We start from the raw sequence: 25,977 nt of genomic DNA on the forward strand, positions 1-25,977 counted from the left end.
TTCAGGTGATCTCCAGCTGACGAAGACGGGTTTCGATGCGTTGCAAGGCGAGGCTGGTTTGACGTTGCAAACCGCCATTCCAGCTGAGCACCGGCGGTGCATCGCGACCGAGTTTTATCGGGCCGGCACCGCGCACCAGCAACACCAACGTGCAATCAAGGTCCGGGCCGAAATACAGGGCGCTGAGGCTGGCCAGCGCCGGGTGCGATTCGCCGTCAGGCAAGAACCTCGCCGCCTGGGACGAGGACAGCGGACCCAGTGTCAGCCGGATGCCTGCGTGTTCATCCCAGACCCGGGTGCCGGCCACCGCTGTCCGGCCCAGTTGCAGGTTGCGGCCGCCGGGGATCATGCGGCTGCGACTGGCGGGCGGAATCTCGCGCCACGCACCTTCATAAGCACTCAGTTGCACGGGCAGTTCGAACTGTTCGCGCACAATTGCGGCGAAACCGGCGAGGGAGCGACGGCCGTCAGCAAACAGCGCGCTGCACGCCAGCACGGCGGAATCGGGAATGGCCTGACGTTCCTGCAAAGATTTGGGCAGCAGGCCGGTCAGCGCCCTCAATTGCGCCTGCACTGGCGACGCCGCGGGCACGGTGAAACCCACGGCGATCCGGTGTTTGCGCATCACCTTGTACAGCAGGCTCAGCAACCGATGCTGGAACAGGTCGAGGAATTCGGCCGGTGCGAAGTCCTTGGCCCGAGCCCGCTGCTGCAACCATTCCTGATAGGCGTAAGGCAGGGGGCCGTCAGGGCCGCCGAGGCCGAACACCGGCGTGCTGAGGATCGGTTGCTGGTCGGGTTCCTGGGTCAGGCTTTCGATTTCGCTGGCGGAGAACAGCGGCGTCAACGGCCCGCGCAGGCGCAGTGCTTCCGCTTGAGGGGCGGTGCCGCTGCCGAGGGATTCGGCCTGGGGGTGTTCGCGTTCCAGCAGCAATAACGCCTGCAATAATTCGAACGCTTGGGGGTCACGTCGCAGCCGTTGGCTCAGGTTCAGAGGGACAGCGGCATGCCGGCTAGGGGTTGCCATGTCTTGACCTCCTTGTTTGATTGAACCAGCACCGTGCGCACGAAGCGGTTGGCCGTGGCATAGAGTGAAAAGAATTGCGCCAGCACCGCTGAAAACAACACTGCGCTGCTGCCCACAAAATGTTGTGGATCGAGTTGCAGTTGAACCTCCAGCCCATTGCGCCAGCCGCGCCAGGCGTCTTCGCCGACATGGCCAATCACCCGTTCGCAACCCAAACTCAATAAGCCCTCGATTTGCCGCCAGGCGCTGGCCTCGTCACGCAGGTTGTGCAACTGCAGGATTTCCTTGAGCGCATCCAGTGCCTGCGGCCCTTCGACCAATGAAAGATGATTGAGGGTCAGTTGCGACACCAGCCGCCAGCGCGATTCGCCGTCCAGGCGCGGCAAGTTCTGCGGGCTGGGCGGATTGCGCAGGCGCGCCCAGGCCACCGGACCCGGACGTTCGAAACCCAGCGGTGTACCGGCTGGAAGGCTCTGGGCCAAGTGCCGATTGGTGCAGAGCAGTTCGGCGGTGAGGCTGTATTCAATGGCCTCCGACAGCGGATCGAGTCGCGTGTCCACCAGACTCACCAGCAGGTCGGTGCCGAGGCGATTGGGGGTCATGCTGCTGACTCGTCGCGCATGCCAGTAGCATTGCTTATCGGCGCCACTGTGCTGACTGCCGTAATAGGCTGGCACTCGTTGCACACCTTGGCTGGAACTGGCGCGCATCGCCCGGATGCTATGGATCTCGACGCTGTTTTCCCGGTGGCTGTCGGCGACCAGGCGGTATTCGCTGCGGGTGCCGTCCGGGCGCAGAGGCTCCGAGGTGCGTGGAAACAGGTTGATCACCGGCGCGCAGCCCAGCGCAATATCGCTGGCCTGAAGGTGTAAACGGCTGCTGGGCGCGCGATCGAAGACGATGTACAGATAAAGCGTCTGGCTGTCGCTGGTGGCGCCTGCCAGTGGAAGGTCGAAGAAGTTGAATTTGTCCGGGAAGGCAAAGTACTCGGCGAGCAAACGCATGCCCGGGTGCACACCGTCTTCGTCCGGCAGCAGCACTTCATCGCTGGCAAAACCGACGATCCGGGGCAGCCCCGTCAGCACGTTGGGCACACTGCCGACCGGGCCGGCCAGTACCTTCACGGCATGGGCACCGAGCAGGTCATACAGGCAGGCGTTTATCATCGGCGAGGCGGTCAAATGCACGCGCAATTGTTCGATGCCCAGCGCCGACCATTGGTTTTCACCGAGGCACCGCAAACTCAGGCGCAGCGCCGAACGCGCTTGAACAACGCCGGTCAGGGCCTGGGCTTCGTCGCTTCCCAGCAGCAGCGCTTCGTTGATTTCCACGGGCCACAGCCGAACCGCGGCGCTGGTGCGAAAGTGAATGCTTTCGCCTTTGCTCGTGGTGACGAACAACGGTGTGTCCCGGGGCAGCGGGTAGCCGCCGGCCAGGTTGCCTTTGCTCGGGTCCGGTTCGAACTGCACGATGGCGCACGATGGTAGAGGGCGCATGGCTAACGGGTAAAGCTGTTCGAGCAACGCATCGCTGAATTCAGCGTAGTCATCATCGAGACGGCGTTGCAGGCGCGCCGCCAGCAGCGCAAAACCTTCCAGCAGCCGCTCGACGTGCGGGTCCGGGCATTCATCGGGTGACAGTTCCAGGCGCCTGGCGACCTTGGGGTAGCGCTCGGCGAAAATACTCCCAGCGTGGCGCAACCAGGTCAGTTCCCGTTGGTAGTAGTCGAGCAGTTGCGGGTCAATCGAGTCGCTCATGACGCACCTCAAGGCCATCGCTGACCTTCTCGATGACAAATGCCACCGGCCAGTGCTGCCGGCCGCTACGTAGCTTCCCGATCAGCCTGATGCTCAGTTGCTGCGGATGGCCGGGCACTGGGTCGATCCGAACCTCACCCAGTTTCAGGCGCGGTTCGAAATGGTTGATCGCCTCGCGCACGTCCCGCGTCAATTGACGACGGTCATCGCTGCGCTGCTGTTGCAGGGCGGTCCAGTCAGCGATGCCGTAGTCGAGAATGCTCGGCGGGGAGGTGAGCGCCAGTGGCCTGCGTCGGGTGTTGAACAGGCGCAGCAGTTCCGTGCGGACCGAGTCGAGCAGGCTCTGAAGGTCGAACTCCAGCACCGTGTCGACCTCGCTTGAGGCGAGTCGCTCGAACAACGGTGGGTGCATGCCGGTGCCTGCCATGGCCGACGCGTCCGCTTACTTGACGAGCTTGTTGGCAGCCATGTCCCAGGTCGAGGCGGCCGTACCTTCCTTGGTGCCGTCGTCTTTCTGGGCGGTGAGTTCCCATTTGATTTTGGTGAAATTCAGAGACAGAGTCTCCACCGGTTTGCCCCCCGTGCCGCCGCTGACACTGACGTTGGACAGCACCACGTTGGTCAGGGTGTAGATGATGAACGGCATCAGTTTGCCACTGCCTTCAGCAGCGTTGCGCCCGACGATGACCTTGGCTTCCGGGATCGGTTTGCCCGCGCAGCAATATTCGTTGAGGCTAGGTGTGGAACTGTCGACAAATTTAGTCAACGTGAACTCGCCGATGTGTGGCTTGCCGGAGGTCCGCTCCGAGTTGCTGACGTCGTTTGTGACCTGCATGGCGACGTTGTGGCTGTAGGACATGACTTCGATCTTGTCCGCGTAGCCTTCGAGCAGACTGTCGCCTTTGATGTCGCCGCCGAGGTCGAGAATAATTGCATCCATCGCATGAACTCCTGAAGGTTTTCAAGCTTGATAAACAGGGAACTCCCGCCGGGTGGCCGGCGAGAGAAGGGTCGGTCAGGCGGCTGCCGGTGGCGGCAGGGTGGCGACCAGTCGGATCGACGCAGTCAGCTCTTCGAGCTGGAAGTGCGGTCGCAGGAACACCGTGGCCTTATAGGCACCCGGCTTGCCGGCCACCTCGGTCACATCCACTCGGGCTTCACGCAACGGGTACTGCGCCTTGATCTCTTGCGGCGCGTTGTCGTTGATCAGCACGTAGTCGGCGATCCAGTTGTTGAGGTAGGTCTGCACATTATCGCGAGTCATGAAGCTGCCGACCTTGTCGCGCATGATCACCTTCAGGTAGTGCGCGAAACGCGAGGCGGCAAGCACGTACGGCAACATCGCCGAAATCCGCGCATTGGCATTGGCCTCGTTGGTGTTGTAAAGCTTGGACTTGTTGGTGGTCTGGCCGCCAAAGAACACCGCCACGTCGCTGTTTTTCTTGTGGCACAGCGCGATGAAACCGAGGTCGTTGAGCTCTTTTTCCCGGCGGTCGGTGATCGCCACTTCGGTCGGGCACTTGAGCGACAGGTCGCCGGAAGTCGTGCGGAAGGTGTGAGCCGGCAATCCTTCGACCGCGCCACCGCCTTCCGCCCCCCGAATCGCTGCGCACCAACCGTATTTGGCAAACGCTTCGGTGATGCGCTGTGACAAGGCCCATGCGGCGTTGCCCCACAGGTATTTACCGTGGTCGCTGCCGTTGACGTCCTCAACGTAATTGATGCCTTCAACCGGCGAGGTGTCCGGGCCATAAGGCAGGCGCAGCAGGAAATGCGGCAGCACCAGCGACACGTAGCGCGAATCTTCGCTTTCGCGGAAGGAGCGCCACTTGATCAGTTCCTGGCTCTCGAAGACCTTGGACAGGTCACGCGGCACGGCTAGTTCGGTGAAGCTGTTCATGTCGAACAACCGCGGGCTGGCGGCGGCAATAAACGGCGCGTGAGCGGCGGCGGCGACGTTCGACAGTTTCTCCAGCAGCCCGATGTCCTGTGGGTGCCTGCCAAAGGTGTAGTCACCCACCAGCAAGCTGAACGGGTGCCCACCAAAAGTGCCGTATTCCTCTTCGTAGATCTTCTTGAATAGCGCGCTCTGGTCAAACTCGACGGCTTTTTCCAGGTCGTTTTGCAGCTCCTGCTGCGTCACGTTGAGCAGGCGCAATTTCAGCCGGGAACTGGTTTCGGTGTTTTGCACCAGCAGGTGCAAGCCACGCCAGGAGGCCTCGAGTTTTTGTAATTCGGGATGGTGCAAGACTTCATTGAGTTGCGCGCTGATCAGCTCATCGATCTGGCTGATGCGGTCGTTGATCATCGCCACGGTGTCCTTGTCGATGGCCATGCCTTCGTCGAGGACCTGGGTGGCGAACTCCGCGAGCATGTCGCGGGCATAGTCCTGCTGGCTGTCGTCATGGGCCATGCGGCCTTCGGCGATGATGCGATCGAGCAAGGACAAGCTTTCTGTGGTGCTTTCACTGGTTGTGGCGCTGGCTGAAGCGGGCATGGCGACGTCTCCCTGAGTGAATGAGTGATCAGGCCTGCGGTTGATCAGGTGCTTCGCTGTCGCCTGCGACGGGGGCGGCGGTTTCCGGACGGGCAGACTTGATCTCTTGCAGGCCTTCGGTATTGGCGATGACGTCGCGCAACAGCTTGTCCAGATCATCGTTGCCGTCGAGTTTGGTCAGCAGGTCGCGCAAGCGCTGACGGGCTTCGAACAGGCGTCGCAAGGGGGTCACTTGCTCGACCACTTTTACCGGGTCGAAGTCGTCGATGTGTTTGAAGTTGAGCTCGATGTTGAGCTTGCTGTCGTCACCGCTGAGCGTGTTGGTGACCTGCAAGGTGGCGCGGGGGGCGATCGAGGCAAGCACTTCGTTGAAGTTGTCGCGGTCGATCTCGGTGAAGCGTCGCTCGTTCAACTTGGGAAGTGGCTCGAGAGGTTTGCCGGAAAGGTCGGCCAGAATGCCGACGACCAATGGCAATTCTTTTTTCTCGATGGCGTTGCCGATTTCGACGTCGTAGGTGATTTGCACCCGGGGCGGGCGGACCCTGTCGAGCTTGTGTTGAGTGCTTTCTGCCATGTTGGCTGACTCCGATGCATGAATGGGCGCAATGCATCGGGAGGCCCGCTCATCGCTTTCCCTTGCTGGGCCGAAGGTTAGAAAGGGTGGCAGACGGAGCTGTCGGTCCTTTGACGAACCTTCCACAATTCGGCATGGGGGCCGAACTACCCAAGACACTAGAACAGGTCTATAAAAAGGCAAGCAAAAAACATTTTTGGACCGGCTCGATAAAAGGAAAATTCAATTTGTCTGCGCGTTTTTTTGCTTTTGTCCTGTTCCTGACCGTCTCCGGTTGCTCGTTTTTCGGGCCACGGGTGGATCTCGATAACCTGACACTGGACGTCGCGCCGAAGGCCAACGACGACACCCCGATTGCCGTGGATTTCATCGCCGTGAACGACCCGGACTTGCTCAAACAGTTGTCCGGCATCACGGCACGGCAGTGGTTTGCCGATCGCGAACAGTATCAACGCGACTATCGGCAGCTGATAACAGTGTGGGGGCTGGAACTGGTCCCCGGCCAATTCATCGACAAACAACCTTTCCCGCTGGGGGGCAAGCGGGCCTCTGGACTTTTGGTTTTCGCCAGCTATAACACACCCGGAGCACACCGGTTGCGGCTGGATGATCAGCACGATGCCTGGCTTAAGTTCGACAGCCGGGAGATGACGCTGGTCAGCAGCACCTCGCAGTGAACACACCGCCAAGCCGCCGGTTTGCGCGGCGACGTAAACGTCGAAGGGACTCGTATGAGCCTGTTACCTGATGCGGTTTGCTGGCACGAGGGCATGCAATTACTGCCCCAGCATTTTCAGTTGCAAGGCCTTCGAGCCGAAGCATTGGTGGCGCATTTTGCGCAAGCCTGTAATCCATGGTTCTGGGGTGTGAGCCGGATTGAAGTCGACCCTGGTGCACTGAGCGCCGGGCTGGTGCGCTTACTCAATCTGCAAGCGACATTACCTGACGGTTTGCCGGTCGACTTGCAGGTGGGGGTCGGACCGACTTTGGAGCTTGATGTCAGCGAAGCGGTCAACGCTTCGGAAAACGCGACGGTGACCGTGTACCTCGCCGTCAGCCCGTTGTGGCGAGCAGGCCAGCTACTACCGCTCAAGGGGCGGCTGCAGTCGGTGGTCGGCGATGCGTTGCCGGATTTGACCAGCGGTGAGCACCCCGAGTCGATCACGGTGTGGCGTCCTAATCCGCGTTTGTGCACACAATTGAACAAAGCCGATTCTATCTGTCTGCCGCTGTTGAAAATTCGCAAGGAGGGCGGCGGCTTTCTGTCGTTGCCCTACACGCCGCCCACGCCGTGCCTGTTGCCCGAGTCAATGTTGGGTCGAAGGGTTGCGGGCCTGTGTGCCCGGACGCGGGAAAAATGCATGTTCCTGGCCGGCCGTCTGCGCCAGGCGCAGCAGGCCGGCAATCAGGATGATGCGTTGGAAGTCCGTCGCCAGTTGACGGCGCTGTGGGCCCGTCTGCCGGAAGTAGAGGGCGTATTGAACAGTCGACTGGCAACGCCACAATCCTTGTACGGTGGGTTACTCGGGCTGGCAGGTGCATGGTCCGCTCTCGACCCGTTGGCGGGCGTTCCACCCTTTGCTCCACTGGATTTTCTGGAGCTGCAGCGCGGCTATGAGTCGGTCCTTGACTGGCTCGAACGAACCCTCCAACTGATTCGTGCCGGCTATCGCAGCCTGCCGTTTGAACGCAGTGAACAGAGTTTTTCGATTCAACTGCCCGACGATCAGCCGAGTCAGCGTCTGGTCATCGGTTTGCGCATGCCCAGCGGCAGCGGCGAACAGGCCGCCAGCGAATGGCTGAGCGCAGCGATCATTGCCTCAGCGCCGCACATTCCGTTGCTCAGCCGCCAGCGCATGAGCGGCTTGTCGCATCAGGCAATGGGCCGCAACGAGCAAGTGTCCTATAGCGTCGGCGACGACACGCGCTTATTTGTGGTGATGGCCGAGGGCCAGTGGTTCGACGGGCAATTGCCGTTGCAGATTGCCGCACCGGCCTCAAAACCGGCGAGCAGTCCATGGCAAGTGGTGTTGTTTGTGGCTCAGGCGAGTGAAAGTGTCTGATCGAGGAGAGGCATCGAATGTCTGAAGGGAATGCCGGGGCGGGTACACGGGGGCTTCGCGAAGCACCGCTGAGCAGTGCCTTTCGCGAGGCGTGGCTGCAATGGTCTCAGGAATGGAGTCAGTTGCCCAAGGACCGCGACGATGAGGCGCTGGTCGAGGCAGTTTTCGACCTGTCGACGCAAATCTCCCAGCGGCTGTGGCGAACCGCGTTCGCCCGGGTCGGTGATGCGGCGACTGACCAGGTGAAGGCGTTGGTCTACGCCTTTGTCGCGTTGATCGATGAAACGCTGTTGTTTGCGCCATGGCCGGGCCAGTCTGCCTGGCAGGAAAAACCGCTGGAATCGCGGATGTACGCAAGTCGGCAGGCCGGCGAGAAATTGCCGCTGGCGATCAAGACCCTGCTGGACGAACAGATTCCCACTACCCGCGACCTGGCCAATGTTTATTTGCAATGCCTGGTGTTGGGGTTTGAAGGGCAGTTGCGCGGAGAACAGAGTCAGACCCAGCATGAAAAACTGCGCCTGGCACTGTTCTCTTTTGCCTGGCAGCACGACGCGGACTATGCCGATGTCAGCGCAAGGCTCCAGCAACCTTCGGCGGTACCGCCGGTGCAGTTGCCGGTGCGTCAATCCTTGCCGGATGGTTTTCGTCTCGGTCTGGGTATTTTCGCCATGGTGATGATACTGACAGGGCTGGGGCAGTTTTTCTGGCGTGACATTCGCCAGGAGCTTGATCCGGTGTTGCAGATGACCGATTCGGTTGCCGCGTCGGAGCAAAACTTATGAGCACGCTTGGGTGGGTCGGTCTGATCATTGTCGTGCTGTTGGTGCTGATCATTATCGGGGGAGTGGTCTGGTGGTTGCGCACCCAGAGCGGGGCGGCGATCCGCAGTTTTTATACCTCGGTCCGCCATATGGAGCAGGAGCAGGGCGCTCAGGACCGTTACCAGATTCCATGGCTGCTGATGCTCGGCGACGAAACCCAGGGCACGCAATTGTGCCGCCAATGGCGTCTGCAACCAACCGACAAACCTGCCTGGTTCGGGCGTTGGTGGTCGGATCCCGAAGGCGCCGTGCTGGTGGTGCCGCAGGGGCTGTTCCTGCCTGAAGAAGGTATGAACCTGCAACGAGGCAGCTGGTGGCGCTTGTTGGGGTTGATCCTGCGCTTGCGCAGCAAACGGCCACTGGACGGGGTGATCTGGACGGTGCCGGTCAGTCGCCTGGTCAGTGCTGAGCAGGCGGCGAGCCTTGGTCTGGCGGCCCGTCGGCGCTTCATCGATTTGCTGCAACGGTTCGGCCTGAGCCTGCCGGTGTACGTGGTGATTACCGGCATGGAAGAGCTGCCAGGTTTTCAGGATTTGATCACGGCGTTGCCCGAAGAAGCTCGCGAGCGCACGCTGGGTTGGTCCTCTCCGTTTGGCCCCGAGGTGGTGTGGCAAACGCAGTGGAGTGATCAGGCGCTTGACCAGGTTAACCGCGCCTTGTCGGAATCGATTATCGAAATTGGTGCCTTGGCCGGCCATTTAAAGGGCGAGTTGTTTGGGTTGCCGGAACAAATCGAGGTGTTGAGGCGCAACCTGCAAACTTTGCTTGAGCCGGTTTTCCAGGGCAATGCCCAAGGCGAGGCGCCGCGTTTTCGTGGTGTGTATTTCAGCGCTAATCAACCTTCGCAAGACGCGCTCGACGGTTTCTCGGCGTACGACACCAAGTTGCAGCAGAGTGTGTTCACCCGGCAATTGTGGCTGCACCGGGTGGTCGCCGAACGCGGATTGGCCTTGGTGGTTCCACGCTTGTTGCGCCTGCGCCAGCGGTGGCAGCGATTGACCGCTGGGGTGGCGCTGGTGGTCGGTGTGGTCTGGGCCGCGAGCATGCTTTGGGTCTGGCAGGACTCGGTCAAGGACGCGCATGAATTGTCGCGTCTATTGCAGGGTGCGCAGAAAAATTACGTGGTGGTCACCGATGAATCGCATCGGCTGGAGTCGACCCGGCGCAACGTCCAGGGGTTCTGGCGAGTATTGGAAAAGGCCCCGCGCTGGGACTTCACCTCCTTGGTGTTTCCCACTTCCTGGTTCTCGTCGCTGGATGTGCAGTTGGAGAATCAACTGCGCCTGACCGCTCAGAGCCACTTATTGGAGCCCCTGCACGACCTGCTGAACGCGGAGTTGGCAAAACTCAAGGCTATCCGCAACACCGAGCGCCGGGGCAACGTCGAAAGCGAAGATCCCGCCCAATGGCAAAACTACGTCAAGGCCAAGGACCTGGTGGAGCGCGCTGTACGTCTTGAACAACAGAATCAGTGGTTCAATCAGGCGCTGAATAACCCTAAAGCACCACTCGAAGATCTGGTGTTGCTGAGCAACAATGCCCTGTCCTTAAACCTCAATGTTGGCACCTTGCACCGAGCCGGTTTTTACAACCGGGTGTTGCTCGATGCCAATGGCAGTGACTTGAAACCACTGGACCTGGCCGTGGAGCGCCAAGCCATTGAGGATAATTTTTCCGGGCTCATGGAACGCTGGCTTGACCAGTATTTTCTCGCAGACAATTTCGTCCGCCAGGCCGGTTATCTCAAGTTGCACCTGGAACGGCTGGAGGCTGGCAGTGGCAACTCCCTCACCGAGCTTGAAGATTTGCGCGCGTTGATCAATGACCTGCAAGCGCTGATCGGTCTGACCAATTCGGCGTGGAGTCGTGGTAAGGGCCAGGATCTTGTGCCCGGCTACCGCGAGATGATGGATAAGGTTCGCCAGAGCAGCTTGCTCGGCCAACAAGTAGAACAGCAGCTGGATCAGCAAGCGACGAAGTTGCAGCATAGTTTTCGCGACCAGTGGATCGCCCAGGCAGGGGCCAGAGGTAACTTGCTGGTTCAACAAGGTAGCGGACAGCTGGCGTTACAGGAGCATGTCAGCCAGTTGAATAATGCGGTGCAGGCGCTGTTCAAGCGCGATTTTGTGGCCATCGCCCTACAGGCTGATCAGTCCGTTGCTCCGAGCGGGCAGGGGCAAGGCGTTGATGGCGACGACTTCGCCAATGCGCTGAACTATTTTGCCAGTTACAAGAGGTATGCCGCCGAAGAACTGCCACGCATTCCCCCAGCGTATCGTGGCGCCTTGCTGCAAGCGGCTGAAGGCGCAGTGGTCAAGGCCATGTTGACGAGCTTTCGGGAACGCAATGAGCAGGCTAACAAGGGTGTATTCAATGTGCAGGCCGCACAGGCTATTGACTTGCAAAAGGCTTTCATCGAGGTACGTCGCAGCGATCTGGCTACGAGTTTGCAAAGCGCCTTGAACCGCCGGGCCCTTGCTGAAGTCGCCAGCGGCCTCGATGGAATCGTCGCCCAGCCGCTCTTCAGCGAACGTACTGAAATCGGCCAGTGGAACGGCTCGAAAAACCTCGGTCTGCAGTTGTATGGCGCCAGTGATGTGCAGGATTTGAAGCTGAGCCTCAAACAGCAATTCAACACCATGCTCGGGATCACCGAACGGCGCACCTCGGCGCTGGAATGGCTGAAAACCCAGCAGCAGAACCTCTCGGCGCTGGATTATGAGCGTGTGACGCAATTCAGCGCTCTCAATGAAGAACTGCTCAAGTACAAGGACCAGAACCCCGCAAGTTCACCGGCCCAGATCGAGCAGCTGTTGAGTCGCGATTTTATCGAAATGGACGCAACGTCGTGCGGTCAGATTTTGCAAACCGCCAGCCTGTCCGGCGGGCGCGGGACGTTGGCACTGCGCGCACTGAGTCTGCAACAAAGCGCAATGCAACGTTGTCAGTTCCTGCAGCAGCAGCAAGCAGCGGCGGCGTGGAACGACTTGGCCAACTATTTCAACCAGTACCTGGCCGAGCGCTTCCCGTTTGCCAATGGTGTGCTGGCCACCGACGCCGACCCGGCCCGGGTCCAGCATTTCCTCGACTTGATCGACAAGCGTCTGCCGGTGGCGCAAGCCGGGTTGCAACTCAGCCAGACGCCGGAGCGTTTGGCCGCCGAGGATTTTCTCAATCGTTTGAAGCAGGCCAACACGTGGCTCGGCCCGCTGTTTGTGCGGGACAAGAGCGGCATGCTTGGCGTTGAAATGGACGTGCGCTGGCGTACCGATCGCGAGGAAGAGCGTGGCGCCGATCAAGTGATTGCCTGGGTTTTGAATGCCGGCAATCAACAGATCAATTACCCCGGTGAGGCCCAGTCGAACCTGCGCTGGATGGTCGGTCAACCTGTTCGGCTGACCTTGCGTTGGGCCAGAAATGGCTCGCAGCGCCCAGCTAACGACCCCTTGCAGCCGAACCTGGTAGTGAGGGATTTCGAGGCTGGTTGGGAGTATGGCGGCCCTTGGTCGTTGCTGCGTCTGATCCGTTCGCACCAGTCGGTACAGCGCCAACCGAACCTGGACTACACCGATTTTCCGCTGACATTGCGCCTACCGGTGACTGCACAGACCAGCACGGCTGAGCAGACTCTGATGTTTGTTCGCCTGTCGCTAATGAGCCAGGGCTCGAAGCTGCCGCTGTCCATTCAACCGTTGCCCACCCGAGCCCCGCGTTCACCCTTCATGCAGACCCGGGCGACCGCGTCCGCGACTGCCATGACTCAGGAGGAAGGCTTGTGAACCTGACTTCACCACCGTTGCCGGACGTAATTGCCCGACTGCTCGAACCGATCAGCGAAGAGGCGCCTTGCGGTCAGGATCTACGCTATGAACGTGAGTTCGACCTGGCGCGTGAACTGCGTCGCGAGGACGACACTAGCCTGCCGACGGGCGTCTGGCAGTCGACGATCAAACGGGCCCAATGGTCTGAGCTGGAGCATCTGACGAGCACTTTGCTGCTGGAACGCAGCAAGGACCTGATGCTGTGCGCCTGGCTTGGTGAAGCCTGGTTGCATCAGGACGGCCTCGACGGATTGCCGGGCAGTCTGGCGTTGGTCGTCGGTTTGTGTGAGCGCTATCCCGAGCACCTTCATCCTCGGGCCGAAGACGGTGATCAGTCATGGCGAGTCATTCCGCTTGAATGGCTGGCGCGGCGCTACAGCGAAGTGCTGTTGACGCGGGTGCCATTGTTCGATCCGTGTAACGGTGAATTCGAGGGTTACTGCTTGGACACCTGGCGGCGACTGCAACTGCAGCAGGTCTTGGTCAATGACAGCAAGGCGGCCAAAACGTCGGCGGAAACGGCGCGAGGCGAACAGAAAAAACTCACTGAAATGATTCGAGCCACTCCTCAGTCCCTCTGGTTGCGCCGTCAGGAGCATTTGCTGACAAGCCTGCAACATCTGCAACGGCTGGACGCATGGAGCGACGCTTACCTGGGTAATCAGGCGCCGGGTTTCAAAGCTTTGCAGGACGTGATCGAGGCGATATTGACGCTGGTTCAGGAGTTCATCGCCATGCAGCCACGACCGTTAACCGAAACGCCGGTGGAGCCACCGCCAATGACGCCATCAGCCACTGTCGAGTTGCCGCAAACGTCGTCGGTGCCACAGGTATTTCGTGAGCCGGCGAGCCGCGATGAGGCCTATCGGCAATTGCTGTTGATTGCCGAATACCTGGCACGTACCGAACCCCACAGCCCCGTTCCTTACTTGATCCGGCGGGGAGTGGAGTGGGGCAACAAGCCACTGAGCGAGTTGCTGGGCGAATTGATCTCGGCCGATGCCGAATCCCGTCGTCTCTGGACACTGCTGGGTGTCCTTTAATCAGCGACTCCGCAGGGCATGGTTGGGAGGGGTAAAGCAATCGGCGTTAACACTGGCTGGTTGCTGAAGAATGCCATCAGGTTTTTCCCGACCAGTTCAACGGTGCCCTGAGTGGCCTCGGGTGAAAGCCCGGCCACATGCGGTGTCAGGATCACGTTGCTCAACGATTTGAGCACCTGCGGCACATGCGGCTCGGCATCGAATACGTCCAGCGCGGCGCCGGCAATGCGTCGTTGTTCAAGCGCTCTGACCAGGTCGGCGGTGACGATCACGCTGGCGCGGGCGATGTTGATGAGGAACCCGTCGTGCCCCAAGGCCTCAAGGACATGTTTGTTGATCAAGTGTTTGGTGCCAATGCCGCCAGGGGTCGCGATGATCAGGAAATCCGAGACGCGGGCCAGTTCGGTGGGCGTGGAGCAAAAGGTGTAGGGCGCGTCGCTGCGATGCTGGCGGTTGTGGTAACTCACCGTCATGTCAAAACCATTGGCCGCGCGTTTGGCGATGGCCATGCCGACGGCACCCAGGCCGAGAATGCCCAGGCGCTTGCCGGCCAGGGACGGGCGCATGATCTTTGGCCATTCACCCCGACGCACCGCCGCATCGCAGCGGGGAATGTCACGCACCAGCGCGAGCAGCATTGCCATGGCGTGGTCGGCGACCGATGACGCATTCACCCCGGCGCCGTTGGTGACGGTGATGCCACGGTCGGCGGCGGCTTGCAGGTCAACGTGTTCGTAACCGGCGCCGATGACGCAGATGATCTTGAGGTTGGGCAGGGCAGCGATTTCATCGGCGTACAGACCCAATGGGCCACGGGTCAGCACTGCATCGATCTGAACGCCATTACGGGCGATGGCCGCCGTGCGCTCGGCAGGGGTGGGGGCAAGAATCAGGTGAAAACCCTGATGTTCAAGAATTGGCAAATAATCATTGATGGTTTCAACCAGTACCAGAACGGTTGCAGGCATGCTGCGCTCCTGTGGGCATAGGAATGTCGGGGCTCGAACGTCGCTTCAGATTGCTGATTCCCGATCAGTTTAGCAATGGCCAAAGGTCGTACACGCGGCTGTTCAGTTGGATGAGTCCTTCGAGGTCAGGAACGTGCGTGCCGCGTCGAGAATTTCATCCGACACCGCATCGCCGCGGCTGGCGCGGGCGAGGGTCAGGGCGCCGACCATCAGCGAAAACTCCACCAGCGCCTGTTGCCGATCAGCATTGACATCGCCTGAATCCAGTAGCGAACCGTAGGATTTCAGCAACCTGTCGAGCCCTTCCATGAAGGTCTGGCGCAAACCACTGTCTGCCGCTTCGTGGCACATGTCCCCGGCGAAGGCGGCTACCGGACAACTGTCCCCCGGAGTGTCGCGGCTGGCCTGGGACAGGTAAGGCTCGATCAGCGCACGGCGGGCAGCGTCAGTGTCGTCGACATGGGCAGCGATCCATTTCTGCCAGCGCTCTGCCGATTGGTCGAATGCCCGGCCACTGGCCTCCTGCGCCAACGCTTCCTTGGACTCGAAATGCCCGTAGAAGCCGCCATGGGTGAGACCTGCCGCCGCCATGACGTCGACGACACTGATGCCGTGCAGGCCCCGCTCGCGAAATAGCCGCGTGGCAGCCTCGACGATGATTTCGCGGTTGAGGTCGGCTTGCTTGCGGGAAACTCGGGGCATCAGTGGCTCACAGGTATAAAAGGTGGGGGATCAAAGAGCGTACTGGGCAATCCCGTTGCCGAACGACCAGTTCTCTTTTTTCACTTCCACCAGATTAATGAAAACATCCTCCAGACGCACCGCCAGTTCGCGATTCAGGCTCTCGGCGATGGTTTTGTAGAGCAGTTTTTTCTTCTCGTCCGTACGGCCTTCGCTCAGCGTGATCTGGATGATCACCAGGTTGTCGGTACGTTTGATGCCCAGGTATTCGGGGTCGAAGATGAAATGGTGTTCATCGTGCTCCGTCAGTATCTGGAAATTATCGTTTTCCGGCACGGCGATGGCGCTGTGCATGGCGGCGTAAATGAGCTGGCCGACGCGTTTGGCGAAGGTGGGATCCTGATGCTTTTTGATGTCGACACGAACCAGTGGCATGGGATGTCTCCAGATAGAAGGCCGGTCAATTAAAAATACATGACGGGGGTCCTTTATCAAGCGAAAGCTACTATTGGGCGATGAAACAACCTGTGGGAGCGAACCTGCGCGCGATGGCGATGGGTCATTTAACAACGCTGTTGACTGGCACACCGCTGTCGTCAGCGCTTTCAAGTAATCGAGGAAGTTCCTGACAATTTTTGCGGTGAGATGGCCTCGCACGTCCCCGGATTCGGATGCTTTCAGTTACCTATTGGTGTTTGCCGGCGGTACGCTGCCTCACACATAATCCACGGCATGTTTTTTCGTACGCAGGCGCCCAGAGCGGCCCATCCAGGAGGAGGCGAACACATGTCAGCCAAGAAAATTTGTCGTAAGGAAACCCGGTCGTCTATCACTCGAGTCATGGACGTCACAATGATTTCGACAACAGTGGGCAGTGCCGCTTTCGCGAATATGATTTTCCCTGGCCTTGGCAGCACCATAGTGGGTGCTGTTCTAGGCGCAGTTTTTGGTTTTCGAGCTACAAAATCGGCCTGATATCAAGGATAGGGCCCTATGGCACCGGACCAATTCAGCTGCTCGATTATCAGCAGCGTTCTTTGCATCGCTCTCTATCTGGGACTGTGCTGGTACTACAAACAGAAAGCAGACCTGACTCATGGGGTGATCATCGCTATTTCAATGACGGGCTTGGTCGCAGCCTGTGCCCTTGGATCGCTCACGATGTCCTCAAGCCTTGAGCAGATTGGTGTGTTTCGGGATCATAAGCCGAGTATTTTAATCGGCACTTTGGCGATGATCTGGGTTTCGGTGACAACGGCCCATCAGTCTGTGATGCACCCTGTTCGATCGGGCAAGCGTCAGTCTCCTGCGCAACCCGATGCACCCTGAAATGTCCATGTTTCGCTACGCGGTGCCAAATCCGGCTCACTCCCACACGGTTGGTGAATCTTCCTATAGCCACTGATCCGCACCACCATTCCTCAGCTAAGTATTTGCTTTTATTCATTAAACCCGGAGAATCGCGCCCCTGTTTCGGCCAGGGCGCTGCCTGTCGGGTTTTTCCGACTCGTCCTGACCGGGTAGCAACTGACCGGAATGTGGAGATCCCACCGGATGAATGATCAGGCCAATAGCGTCGACAAACGCTATGTAGCGGCGGCACCAGCGACTCTTTCGAGCTGGAATCGTCATGACACCACCTGGATGCTGGGCCTGTTTGGCACGGCCATCGGGGCCGGCACGCTGTTTTTGCCGATCAACGCAGGGCTGGGCGGTTTCTGGCCGTTGCTGGTCCTGGCGGTGTTGGCGTTCCCTATGACCTTCTACGCACACCGTGGCCTGACCCGCTTCGTGCTGTCCGGACGCGAAGGTGCCGACATCACCGAAGTGGTGGAAGAACACTTTGGCATCAAGGCCGGTGCGTTGATCACATTGCTGTACTTTTTCGCGATCTTCCCGATCCTGCTGATTTACAGCGTCGCGCTGACCAACACCGTGGGCAGTTTCCTTGAGCATCAATTGCACATCACGCCGCCACCGCGCGCGGTGCTGTCGTTGGTGCTGATCCTCGGTCTGCTGGCGGTGGTGCGTTGCGGCGAGCAGGTGATCGTCAAGGCCATGAGCCTGATGGTGTATCCGTTCATCGTGGCGTTGCTGTTCTTGGCGGTGTTCCTGATTCCGCACTGGAACGGCGGTATTCTGACCACCGCCAGCACACTGCCTGAGCCGTCGGCGCTGCTGAACACCTTGTGGCTGGCGATTCCGGTGATGGTGTTCTCGTTCAACCACTCGCCGATCATCTCGGCGTTTGCGGTCGATCAGAAACGCCGTTACGGCGACCACGCCGAAGAGCGCAGCTCGCAGATCCTGTCCCGCGCTCACCTGTTGATGGTGGTGATGGTGCTGTTCTTCGTCTTCAGCTGCGTGCTGACCCTGTCGCCAGCACAACTGGCCGAGGCCAAGGCGCAGAACCTGTCGATTCTGTCGTACCTGGCCAACCATTTCAGCAACCCGACCATCGCCTTCGCGGCGCCCTTGATTGCCTTTGTGGCAATTTCCAAGTCGTTCCTGGGCCATTACATCGGTGCCAGCGAAGGCCTGAAAGGCCTGATCGTCAAAAGCGGCAAACGCCCGGCGCCGAAGACCCTGAACCGTATGACCGCTGCGTTCATGCTGGTGGTGTGCTGGATCGTTGCCACACTGAACCCGAGCATTCTCGGGATGATCGAAACCCTCGGTGGCCCGATCATCGCGGCGATTCTGTTCCTGATGCCGATGTACGCGATCCGCAAGGTGCCGGCGATGGCGCGTTATCGCGGGCAGGCGTCCAATGTCTTCGTGACAGCAGTGGGCCTGGTGGCGATTACTGCGTTGATTTACTCGCTGACCGCGTGATCGTTCGGCCTGCTCGCGCAACGCCGAATTGACAGCTACAGTGGCCGCTGCACGTGATACGTGCAGCGGTTTTTTTTCGCCTGGAGTCACCGGATTGCCGAGCGCCTCACCCCCCAATCTCACCGAACAACCCAATCGCTGGCGAGATTTGCTGGCCGGGTTGTCGATTGCCGGGCTGTTGTTGCCCGAAGCAGTCGCCTATTCGAGCATTGCCGCCGTGGCGCCGCAGGCCGGGGTGATCGCCTTGTTTGCCGGTTTGCTGTGTTATGGGCTGTTCGGTACCAGTCGTTTTGCCATTGTGTCGGCTACCTCTTCGTCCGCAGCGGTGCTGGCCGCCGCCACCGCAACGCTGGCCAACGGCGACCCCCAGTTGCGTTCGACCCTGGCCATCGGCCTGGTACTGATGACCGGCGCGTTCTTTTTGTTGGCCGGGCTGTTCAAGCTAGGAAGTGTGACGTCATTCATTGCCAAACCGGTGCTGCGCGGCTTTGCCTTTGGCCTGGCACTTACCATCATCCTCAAGCAAGTCGCCAGTGTGGTCGGCGTGCATCTGAGCGACGGCAATCTGGTGCGGTTTCTGCCGCAACTGCTGGAACAACTGCCGCAATGGAATGGGGTGGCGGCGAGTGTCGCCGCCGTGGCATTGGCCTTGTTAGTGCTCTTTGCAAGATTTCGACGCTTGCCGGGCGGTTTGCTGGTGATCGTGATTGGCATCATTGCCAGTCAGTGGCTGAACCTGCCGGCGTATGGGGTGAAGTTGATTGGTGTGATCGATTTGAGCCTGGAAGTGCCCCGGTTGCCGGTGTTGCCCTTCACTGACTGGTTACGCTTGGGCGAATTGGCCTTTGCCATGGTGATGATCCTGTACGCGGAGTCATACGGTTCGATCAGTTCGTACGCGCTCAAGCACGGCGACCGGATCTCGTCGAGCGGCGATCTGCTAGTGCTGGGTGCGTCTAATCTGTTGTCCGGATTGTTTCATGGCATGCCGGCAGGGGCAGGGTTCTCGGCAACGTCGGCCAATGAAGCGGCGGGTGCCACTTCACGGCTGGCCGGTGGCGTGGCGGCGCTGGTGGTGTTGCTCATCGTTTTGACGGTATTGCCTTACATCGCCCTGACCCCGGAGCCGATTCTCGCCGCCATCGTCATCCATGCCCTGGCCCGAGGCTTGAGCCTACAACCGCTGGGACGGTATTTCATCTGGCGGCGCGACCGGTTGCTGGTCATCTGCGCGGTGGCGGCAGTGCTGGTGCTGGGGGTGCTGGACGGTCTGCTGCTGGCGGTGGCGATCAGTGTGGTGCTGATGCTCAAACAAATGTCAGCGGCGGATATTCAGATCCTCGGGCGCATTGATGGCGGCCATGACTTTGTCGACCTGCAACGCCATCCGACGGCGCAAACAGTGCCAGGGGTGTTGATCGTGCGGCCGGGGGAAGCGTTGTTCTTTGCCAACGTCGAGCGGATCCTGGGTAGCACGATGCGTTTGATCCGCCATTCGCCCACACCGATTCACTCAGTGATTCTCAGCCTGGAGGAATCGCCCGATCTGGATGGCACCAGCATCGAGGCGTTGCAGGAGTTTTTTGGGCGGGTGCGGGTGGAGGGGAAGCAGTTGGTTTTGGCGCGGCTTAAGGATTCGGCGCAAAGCGCGTTGGCGGTGTTGCCCGAAGTGGCGGGTACGCAGGTAATCCTAAGTGACCTGAGCGTGGATGGCGCGGTACAACAAACCCTCAAGGCTGACGCATAACCCTGTAGGAGCATGGCTTGCCCGCGATGAACGAAAACGCGGTCTTCTTTAGGGCATAAAAAAACGCCGCACATCTCACGATGGGCGGCGTTTTCTATGGCGTTGTAGCGTTAGGCTTGAACGACCGGAATGTTGGCGTTCGCAGCAGCTTCACGGAACTCGGCGATCTGGTCGAAGGACAGGTAGCGATAGACATCGGCCGCCATGCTGTCGATCTTGCCAGCGTATTCCATGTACTCCTCGACGGTCGGCAGGCGACCCAGGATGGAAGCAACAGACGCCAGCTCGGCCGAGGCCAGGTAGACGTTCGCGCCGTCACCCAGACGGTTCGGGAAGTTACGGGTCGACGTCGACACCACAGTGGCGTTCGGCTCTACACGTGCCTGGTTACCCATGCACAGCGAGCAGCCCGGCATTTCCATGCGCGCGCCGGCCTTGCCGTAGATGCCGTAGTAGCCTTCTTCGGTCAGCTGGTGAGCGTCCATTTTAGTCGGCGGCGACAGCCACAGACGGGTTGGCAGCTGGCCTTTGACCTGATCCAGCAACTTACCGGCTGCGCGGAAGTGACCGATGTTGGTCATGCACGAACCGATGAACACTTCGTCGATCTTCTCGCCAGCAACGCTGGACAGCAGACGGGCGTCGTCCGGATCGTTTGGCGCGCAGAGCACTGGCTCTTTGATGTCGTTCAGGTCGATTTCGATGATTTCAGCGTATTCGGCGTCAGCATCGGCAACCATCAACTCAGGGTTGGCGATCCAGGCTTCCATCGCTTGAGCACGACGTTCCAGGGTACGCGCATCGCCGTAGCCTTCGCCGATCATCCAGCGCAGCAGGGTGATGTTGGAGCTCAGGTACTCGGTGATCGACTCTTTCGACAGCTTGATGGTGCAACCGGCAGCCGAACGTTCAGCCGAGGCGTCGGACAGCTCGAAAGCCTGTTCGATGCTCAAGTTGTCCAGGCCTTCGATTTCCAGGATGCGGCCGGAGAAGGCGTTCTTCTTGCCTTTCTTCTCAACGGTCAACAGGCCAGCCTGAATCGCGAAGTAAGGAATGGCGTGAACCAGGTCACGCAGGGTTACGCCCGGTTGCATTTTGCCTTTGAAGCGCACCAGGATCGATTCCGGCATGTCCAGCGGCATAACGCCGGTGGCAGCGGCAAACGCAACCAGACCGGAACCGGCCGGGAACGAAATGCCCATCGGGAAACGGGTGTGCGAGTCACCACCGGTACCGACGGTGTCCGGCAGCAGCATGCGGTTCAGCCAGCTGTGGATGATGCCGTCGCCCGGACGCAGGGAGACGCCGCCGCGGGTCATGATGAAGTCTGGCAGGGTGTGGTGGGTGGTCACGTCGATCGGCTTAGGGTAAGCCGCGGTGTGGCAGAAGGACTGCATCACCAGATCAGCGGAGAAGCCCAGGCACGCCAGGTCTTTCAGTTCGTCACGGGTCATCGGACCGGTGGTGTCCTGGGAACCCACGGTGGTCATCTTCGGTTCGCAGTAAGTACCAGGACGAACGCCTGCTACGCCGCATGCCTTGCCGACCATTTTCTGCGCCAGGGTGAAACCCTTGGTGCTTTCGATCGGGGCATCCGGTTTCTTGAACAGGTCGAACGCTGGCAGACCCAGTTCGGCGCGAGCCTTATCGGTCAGGCCACGGCCGATGATCAGCGGAATACGACCGCCGGCACGGACTTCGTCCAACAGCACAGGGGTCTTCATTTCGAAGGTAGTGATGACTTCGTCGGTACCGTGCTTGCAGACTTTGCCTGCGTGCGGGTACAGGTCGATCACGTCGCCCATGTTCATGTTGGTAACGTCGAATTCGATTGGCAGTGCGCCAGCATCTTCCATGGTGTTGTAGAAGATCGGAGCAATCTTGTTGCCGAAGCAGAAACCGCCAGCACGCTTGTTCGGCACGTAAGGCACGTCGTCGCCGAAGAACCACAGCACCGAGTTGGTGGCGGATTTACGCGACGAACCGGTACCGACCACGTCACCGACGTAAGCGATCGGGAAGCCTTGGCCACGCATTTCTTCGATCTGCTTCATCGGACCGGTGACGCCTTGTTCGTCCGGCACGATGCCGTCGCGGGCCATTTTCAGCATGGCCAGGGCGTGCAGCGGGATGTCCGGGCGGGACCAGGCGTCCGGAGCAGGGGACAGGTCGTCGGTGTTGGTTTCGCCGGTGACCTTGAACACGCGCAGGCTGATCTTGTCGGCCAGCACAGGGCGGTTTTTGAACCACTCGCCGTCAGCCCAGGATTGCAGCACGCCTTGAGCGTGAACGTTACCGTTCTTGGCGCGTTCAGCGACGTCGTGGAAGGCGTCGAACATCAGCAGGGTGTGCTTGAGTTCTTCGGCAGCCACTGGGGCCAGTTCGGCGTCGTCCAGCAGGTTGACCAACGTGACAATGTTGTAGCCGCCCTGCATGGTGCCGAGCAGTTCAACCGCGCGCTTCTTGTCGATCAGAGGGGATTTGGCTTCGCCTTTGGCGAGGGCGGAGAGGAAACCGGCCTTTACATAGGCCGCTTCGTCCACTCCAGGTGGAACGCGATTGGTGATCAGGTCAACGAGGAAAGCTTCTTCGCCAGCCGGGGGATTCTTCAGCAGCTCGATCAGGCCTGCAGTTTGTTCGGCGTTAAGCGGCTGGGGAACGATACCCAGTGCTGCACGCTCTTCGATATGTTTGCGGTAGGCTTCAAGCACAGTTATTACCCTCATCAGTGGTCCCAAATGGGTGTCCGGGACGCTCATCCCGAATTGCCGTACTCATGCGCTGCATGGCGTTGTGAGCCACTTAGCCAGAATTACCGGCAATTCCTTACAGAAGCTGCTTTCAAAGTTTTACGCCTGCAGAACGGGAGCTGATGAGGGTTGGCGCTGAGCTTTTCCCCGCTGGAAAAACCCTTCGCCAACACCGCTCTGAAGGAACGACTGTGCTCGTGACGCTTTGAAAACAGCTTCTAACGGACATTGGCGCCTTAAAAGGCTGGCTGATTCTACGGCAAAAAAAAATTAAAGGTAAGTTAGACCCCGAATTTTGAGGGGTGATGAATGTTAGACAAAGGGCTAACATGCCGACCTGTCAGTTTCCCCCGTGTTTTGCCTATCTATGCCCAATCAGACCATCAAGACCCCCTGCGTCGGCCTTTGCTCCACTGTTTACGGTGATTTGGTGTGCCGTGGCTGCAAGCGTTTCCACCATGAAGTGATCAACTGGAATGGTTACAACGAGGAGGAAAAGCGCGCGGTATGGCTGCGTCTTGAGCAATTGCTGTCCCAGGTGATGGCCAGCAAACTGGAGGTTTTCGACCCTCAACGTCTACGTTTGCAACTGGAACAACGCAAGATTCGTTTTGTGCCGCATCAGTCGGAGTATTGCTGGGCGTACCAGCTGATTGCCCGTGGGGCGCGGGTGATCAATAACCTGGAAGCCTATGGGATGGTGCTGATGCCGGAATTTCGCGACTGGAACCTGCCGGAATTGCGCGATGCCATTGATCGGGAATTTTTCTTGCTGTCTGAGGCGCATTACCAACGGTACATTGCGCCGGGCTTTTTAAAAGACGCCTTCGGCGCCTGAAAAGCTTCGCGAGCAGGCTCGCTCCCACAGGGGGATTAGCGTCGTTCACAAGACCAATGTGGGAGCGAGACCGGCTTGCCGGCGATGGCGTCCGCTCCGACACCGCCCATCTCAATGCTGAGCCAATTCCCCAAGCTTATCCTCAATCTCCTGCGGCTTGAGCACCAGCACATCGCTCTCCACCTTATCCAGCACCACTTCCGCCGTATTGCCGATCAAAGCCCCCGACAATCCGGACCGCGCCACGGTGCCGATCACGGTCACTGCCGCCTGTAGCTTGTGCACCATGAACGGAATCAACACATCCGCCGGGCCTTCCTCGATATGCAAATGGTCATCGTCGATGTCGAATTCTGCCTGGAACGCCTTGCACTGCTCGCGATAGCGCGCTTCGATGGTTTCCTTGAGCTGGAAGGTCGGGTCGGCCGACGACAGCATCGGCGATGGATGCGCACTGAGCACGTGTAAATGAGCCTTGGCCAGGCTGGCGATGTCATAACCGTAATCGATGATGGTGTTGTGCAGGTGACGGTGTTCGCCATCGCTATTGCCCACGTCGATGGCGGCCAGGATGACTTTGTCTTTCCAGGAACCGGCCGTTTTCACCAGCAGCACCGGAGTCGGGCATTCACGCAGCAGTTTCCAGTCATCCGGGGTCAGCAGGGCCTTTTTCAGCGGGTTGTCCGGGTAATGCTGTTTGACCACCAGCCCACAGCTCTCGGCTTGCTGAACGTCGATGATGGTTTGGTGCAGGTTCTGATTCCAGGCTTGCTCGGTAGTAACGCTGTAACCGTCGTCCAGCAACGCGGCTTTGAGTACCCCCAACATGCCGCTGTGATCATGCTTGGGATCGCCCACCAGCAGATGCAAATGAGCCTGGGTCACACCGGCAATCAATTTGGCCCGTTTGAGCGCCAGGCTCTCCGAGTGTTCGGGTTCTATGACCACCAGAATGCTGCGAATGGCTTGCATGATCGGAATCTCCATTAACGGGTAAAAAGCACGGCGTTGCACAACTATAGTTGCGAGTTATCGTATTAACGGCGCAGCAGGGTTATCCGGCAAAATAGTCACTAAACGCTGGGTTTTACGCAACTCAAAACCATCACTGTTACTCATTTTAATCATTGCCCACCAAGACAGTCGGGGGTATTTTTAGGGATCAACAGCAGATAACCCGTAGCGGATACCCCCAACGATGAGCGCTCCCAATGCACCCAAACCCAGGGCTTCCAGTGACCTGGCCATCAAGAAGCTGAAGGAGCCTGGTCGGTACAGGGAAGGCACAATAGACGGGCTGTACCTTCAGGTTTCCACCACCTCAAAGCTGTGGCGACTCAAGTATAGGCTCGATGGCAAAGAAGGCCTGTACGCCATCGGCAAGTTCCCCGACATCCCACTGGCAAAGGCCCGTGATGATGCGCGGTGGGCGCGGGAGCAGGTGGCTGCTGGTGTTCATCCGCTGGCCGCAAAGAAAGGCAGGGAGCGTGAGCGCCGTGCCCAAGAGGTCAACACTTTCAAAAAGGTCGCCGAGGACTTCCTCGAGTTCAAGTCAGACTTGGCCTCTGCAACTCTAGCCGGCTACCGTAGTGCGCTTAAGGTCCACCTGTACCCAACAGTAGGGGATGTGCCTGTAACCGACGTTGACTTCGGTCATGTAAAGAGAGTTGTGCATCAGCTGGCTCACTCGCCGTCGATGGCGCGCTACTCGTTGCTCGTGCTGAAAATGGTGCTGGACTATGCCGAGCAGCGGGAGTTGGTGGACAGGAATGTTGCCGTCGGCCGCAACAGTCTGTTGAGACGGCACAAGACCAAGAGCTACGCGGCCCTGACCACGCCCGCCGAGATGAAAGAGTTTCTGCGCCGGCTCGACGCCTGTGCCGAGCACACCGACAGCGTCATGCAGGCGCTGAGGCTCTTGGTGTTGTTGCCGGCGCGTTCGGTCGAACTGGCCAACGCTCGTTGGGAAGAGATAGATTTCGGCGCCGCCGAGTGGCGCTACACAGTCAGTAAAACCGGCCTGCCGCACATTGTGCCCTTGCCGACGCAGGCTATCGCCATACTGCGTTCGATCCAGGCGCGCTGTGTGCCGAACAAGTCCGGCAAAGGCGTTTCCGGTTGGGTGTTTAATTCCCCCAAGTACCCGGCCAAACCGATCTCGGGCAGCAGCATCCTGACCCGGCTACTGAACGACCTTGGTTATGAGCGCGGCGCAATAACCGTCCACGGCTTCCGGTCTAGCTGGAGGACTATCGGCCATGAAGTACTGGATATAGATCCGATCGTGCTCGAGTTGAGCTTAAGCCACCGCATGCCGGGGGTGTTGGGGGCGGTATACGCAAGGGTGCAGCTCTTGGATCAGCGACACGCGGCAGCACAGAGATATGCCGACTATCTGGACGAACTGAGGGGGCAGGGCGGTGGCGGGCAATGATGGCACATCCGGCTGGGGGTACTTTAAACTCCGTTTTCGCGACATATGCTAAAAAGATGTAAAAACTTAGTTATTAAGCCTTTCTGCTTGGTTTCAATGGGATAAACCCATTATTTAA

The 25,977-nt window shown here is 59.3% G+C and carries 21 protein-coding genes; 10 read left to right on the top strand and 11 right to left on the bottom strand.

Annotation, left to right across the window (positions count from 1 at the left end):
• Position 1: 1 nt before the first annotated feature.
• The 6 genes from tssG to tssB form a co-directional block, all read right to left on the bottom strand.
• Positions 2-1,027, bottom strand: a complete 1,026-nt coding sequence (tssG, locus tag ACWGZX_RS26595; RefSeq protein ID WP_452626138.1) for a type VI secretion system baseplate subunit TssG — start codon at positions 1,025-1,027, stop codon at positions 2-4.
• A complete protein-coding gene (tssF, locus tag ACWGZX_RS26600) occupies positions 991-2,784 on the bottom strand; it encodes a type VI secretion system baseplate subunit TssF (protein WP_452626139.1) in 1,794 nt (597 codons plus the stop codon). The genes tssG and tssF overlap by 37 nt, the downstream gene beginning before the upstream one ends.
• A complete protein-coding gene (gene tssE, locus ACWGZX_RS26605; protein WP_452626140.1) occupies positions 2,768-3,211 on the bottom strand; it encodes a type VI secretion system baseplate subunit TssE in 444 nt (147 codons plus the stop codon). Before tssE ends, tssF begins: the two co-directional genes overlap by 17 nt.
• Before the next feature lie 15 nt (positions 3,212-3,226).
• Entirely contained in the window at positions 3,227-3,724 is a 498-nt protein-coding gene (locus tag ACWGZX_RS26610) for an Hcp family type VI secretion system effector (RefSeq protein WP_452626141.1), read from the bottom strand.
• 75 nt (positions 3,725-3,799) lie between these two features.
• Positions 3,800-5,281 (bottom strand): type VI secretion system contractile sheath large subunit, encoded by a 1,482-nt coding sequence (tssC, locus tag ACWGZX_RS26615; protein WP_452626142.1) that lies wholly within the window; start codon positions 5,279-5,281, stop codon positions 3,800-3,802.
• A gap of 28 nt (positions 5,282-5,309) precedes the next feature.
• Positions 5,310-5,855 carry a type VI secretion system contractile sheath small subunit gene (gene tssB / locus ACWGZX_RS26620; RefSeq protein WP_452626143.1) on the bottom strand — a complete coding sequence of 182 codons (546 nt, stop codon included), beginning with the start codon at positions 5,853-5,855 and terminating at the stop codon, positions 5,310-5,312.
• A gap of 227 nt (positions 5,856-6,082) precedes the next feature.
• On the opposite strand from tssB, the gene ACWGZX_RS26625 reads away from it, so the two are divergent.
• The 5 genes from ACWGZX_RS26625 to tssA are packed head-to-tail and all read left to right on the top strand — an operon-like array spanning position 6,083 to position 13,606.
• Positions 6,083-6,532, top strand: a complete 450-nt coding sequence (locus tag ACWGZX_RS26625; protein WP_452629072.1) for a type VI secretion protein — start codon at positions 6,083-6,085, stop codon at positions 6,530-6,532.
• 54 nt (positions 6,533-6,586) lie between these two features.
• Positions 6,587-7,918, top strand: a complete 1,332-nt coding sequence (gene tssK / locus ACWGZX_RS26630) for a type VI secretion system baseplate subunit TssK (RefSeq protein WP_452626144.1) — start codon at positions 6,587-6,589, stop codon at positions 7,916-7,918.
• Positions 7,919-7,935: 17 nt separating this feature from the next.
• Entirely contained in the window at positions 7,936-8,703 is a 768-nt protein-coding gene (locus ACWGZX_RS26635) for a DotU family type IV/VI secretion system protein (protein ID WP_452626145.1), read from the top strand.
• Positions 8,700-12,521 (top strand): type VI secretion system protein, encoded by a 3,822-nt coding sequence (locus tag ACWGZX_RS26640; protein WP_452626146.1) that lies wholly within the window; start codon positions 8,700-8,702, stop codon positions 12,519-12,521. Before ACWGZX_RS26635 ends, ACWGZX_RS26640 begins: the two co-directional genes overlap by 4 nt.
• Positions 12,518-13,606, top strand: a complete 1,089-nt coding sequence (tssA, locus tag ACWGZX_RS26645; protein ID WP_452626147.1) for a type VI secretion system protein TssA — start codon at positions 12,518-12,520, stop codon at positions 13,604-13,606. Before ACWGZX_RS26640 ends, tssA begins: the two co-directional genes overlap by 4 nt.
• Here tssA and ACWGZX_RS26650 read toward each other — a convergent pair.
• From ACWGZX_RS26650 to ACWGZX_RS26660, 3 genes are all read right to left on the bottom strand, one after another.
• Positions 13,603-14,574, bottom strand: a complete 972-nt coding sequence (locus ACWGZX_RS26650) for a 2-hydroxyacid dehydrogenase (RefSeq protein ID WP_452626148.1) — start codon at positions 14,572-14,574, stop codon at positions 13,603-13,605. The two genes, tssA and ACWGZX_RS26650, sit on opposite strands and share 4 nt — an antisense overlap.
• Positions 14,575-14,676: 102 nt before the next feature.
• Positions 14,677-15,276, bottom strand: a complete 600-nt coding sequence (locus ACWGZX_RS26655) for a TetR/AcrR family transcriptional regulator (protein ID WP_452626149.1) — start codon at positions 15,274-15,276, stop codon at positions 14,677-14,679.
• 30 nt (positions 15,277-15,306) lie between these two features.
• Entirely contained in the window at positions 15,307-15,690 is a 384-nt protein-coding gene (locus ACWGZX_RS26660; RefSeq protein ID WP_223518558.1) for a tautomerase family protein, read from the bottom strand.
• Positions 15,691-16,248: 558 nt separating this feature from the next.
• Here ACWGZX_RS26660 and ACWGZX_RS26665 point away from each other — a divergent pair.
• From ACWGZX_RS26665 to ACWGZX_RS26675, 3 genes are all read left to right on the top strand, one after another.
• Complete coding sequence (locus ACWGZX_RS26665) at positions 16,249-16,584, top strand: hypothetical protein (protein WP_452626150.1); 336 nt, start codon at positions 16,249-16,251, stop codon at positions 16,582-16,584.
• A gap of 225 nt (positions 16,585-16,809) precedes the next feature.
• Complete coding sequence (locus ACWGZX_RS26670; protein WP_223518556.1) at positions 16,810-18,090, top strand: serine/threonine transporter; 1,281 nt, start codon at positions 16,810-16,812, stop codon at positions 18,088-18,090.
• 94 nt (positions 18,091-18,184) lie between these two features.
• Complete coding sequence (locus ACWGZX_RS26675) at positions 18,185-19,837, top strand: SulP family inorganic anion transporter (protein ID WP_452626151.1); 1,653 nt, start codon at positions 18,185-18,187, stop codon at positions 19,835-19,837.
• A gap of 110 nt (positions 19,838-19,947) precedes the next feature.
• Here ACWGZX_RS26675 and acnB read toward each other — a convergent pair whose 3' ends face one another.
• Complete coding sequence (gene acnB / locus ACWGZX_RS26680) at positions 19,948-22,548, bottom strand: bifunctional aconitate hydratase 2/2-methylisocitrate dehydratase (RefSeq protein WP_452629073.1); 2,601 nt, start codon at positions 22,546-22,548, stop codon at positions 19,948-19,950.
• Between the two features lie 406 nt (positions 22,549-22,954).
• On the opposite strand from acnB, the gene ACWGZX_RS26685 reads away from it, so the two are divergent.
• The gene (locus tag ACWGZX_RS26685; protein ID WP_027923350.1) at positions 22,955-23,425 is read left to right on the top strand and encodes a DUF1289 domain-containing protein; all 471 of its coding nucleotides are present in this window, start codon (positions 22,955-22,957) and stop codon (positions 23,423-23,425) included.
• A gap of 111 nt (positions 23,426-23,536) precedes the next feature.
• Here ACWGZX_RS26685 and ACWGZX_RS26690 read toward each other — a convergent pair whose 3' ends face one another.
• On the bottom strand, positions 23,537-24,397 hold the full coding sequence (locus tag ACWGZX_RS26690; protein WP_452626152.1) for a universal stress protein: 861 nt from the start codon (positions 24,395-24,397) through the stop codon (positions 23,537-23,539).
• 226 nt (positions 24,398-24,623) lie between these two features.
• Between ACWGZX_RS26690 and ACWGZX_RS26695 the strand changes: the two genes are divergently transcribed.
• Positions 24,624-25,859, top strand: coding sequence for a tyrosine-type recombinase/integrase (locus ACWGZX_RS26695; RefSeq protein WP_452626153.1), 1,236 nt, complete (start codon positions 24,624-24,626; stop codon positions 25,857-25,859).
• Positions 25,860-25,977: the final 118 nt, after the last annotated feature.

It is taken from the genome of Pseudomonas sp. CLCA07 (genome assembly GCF_053615335.1).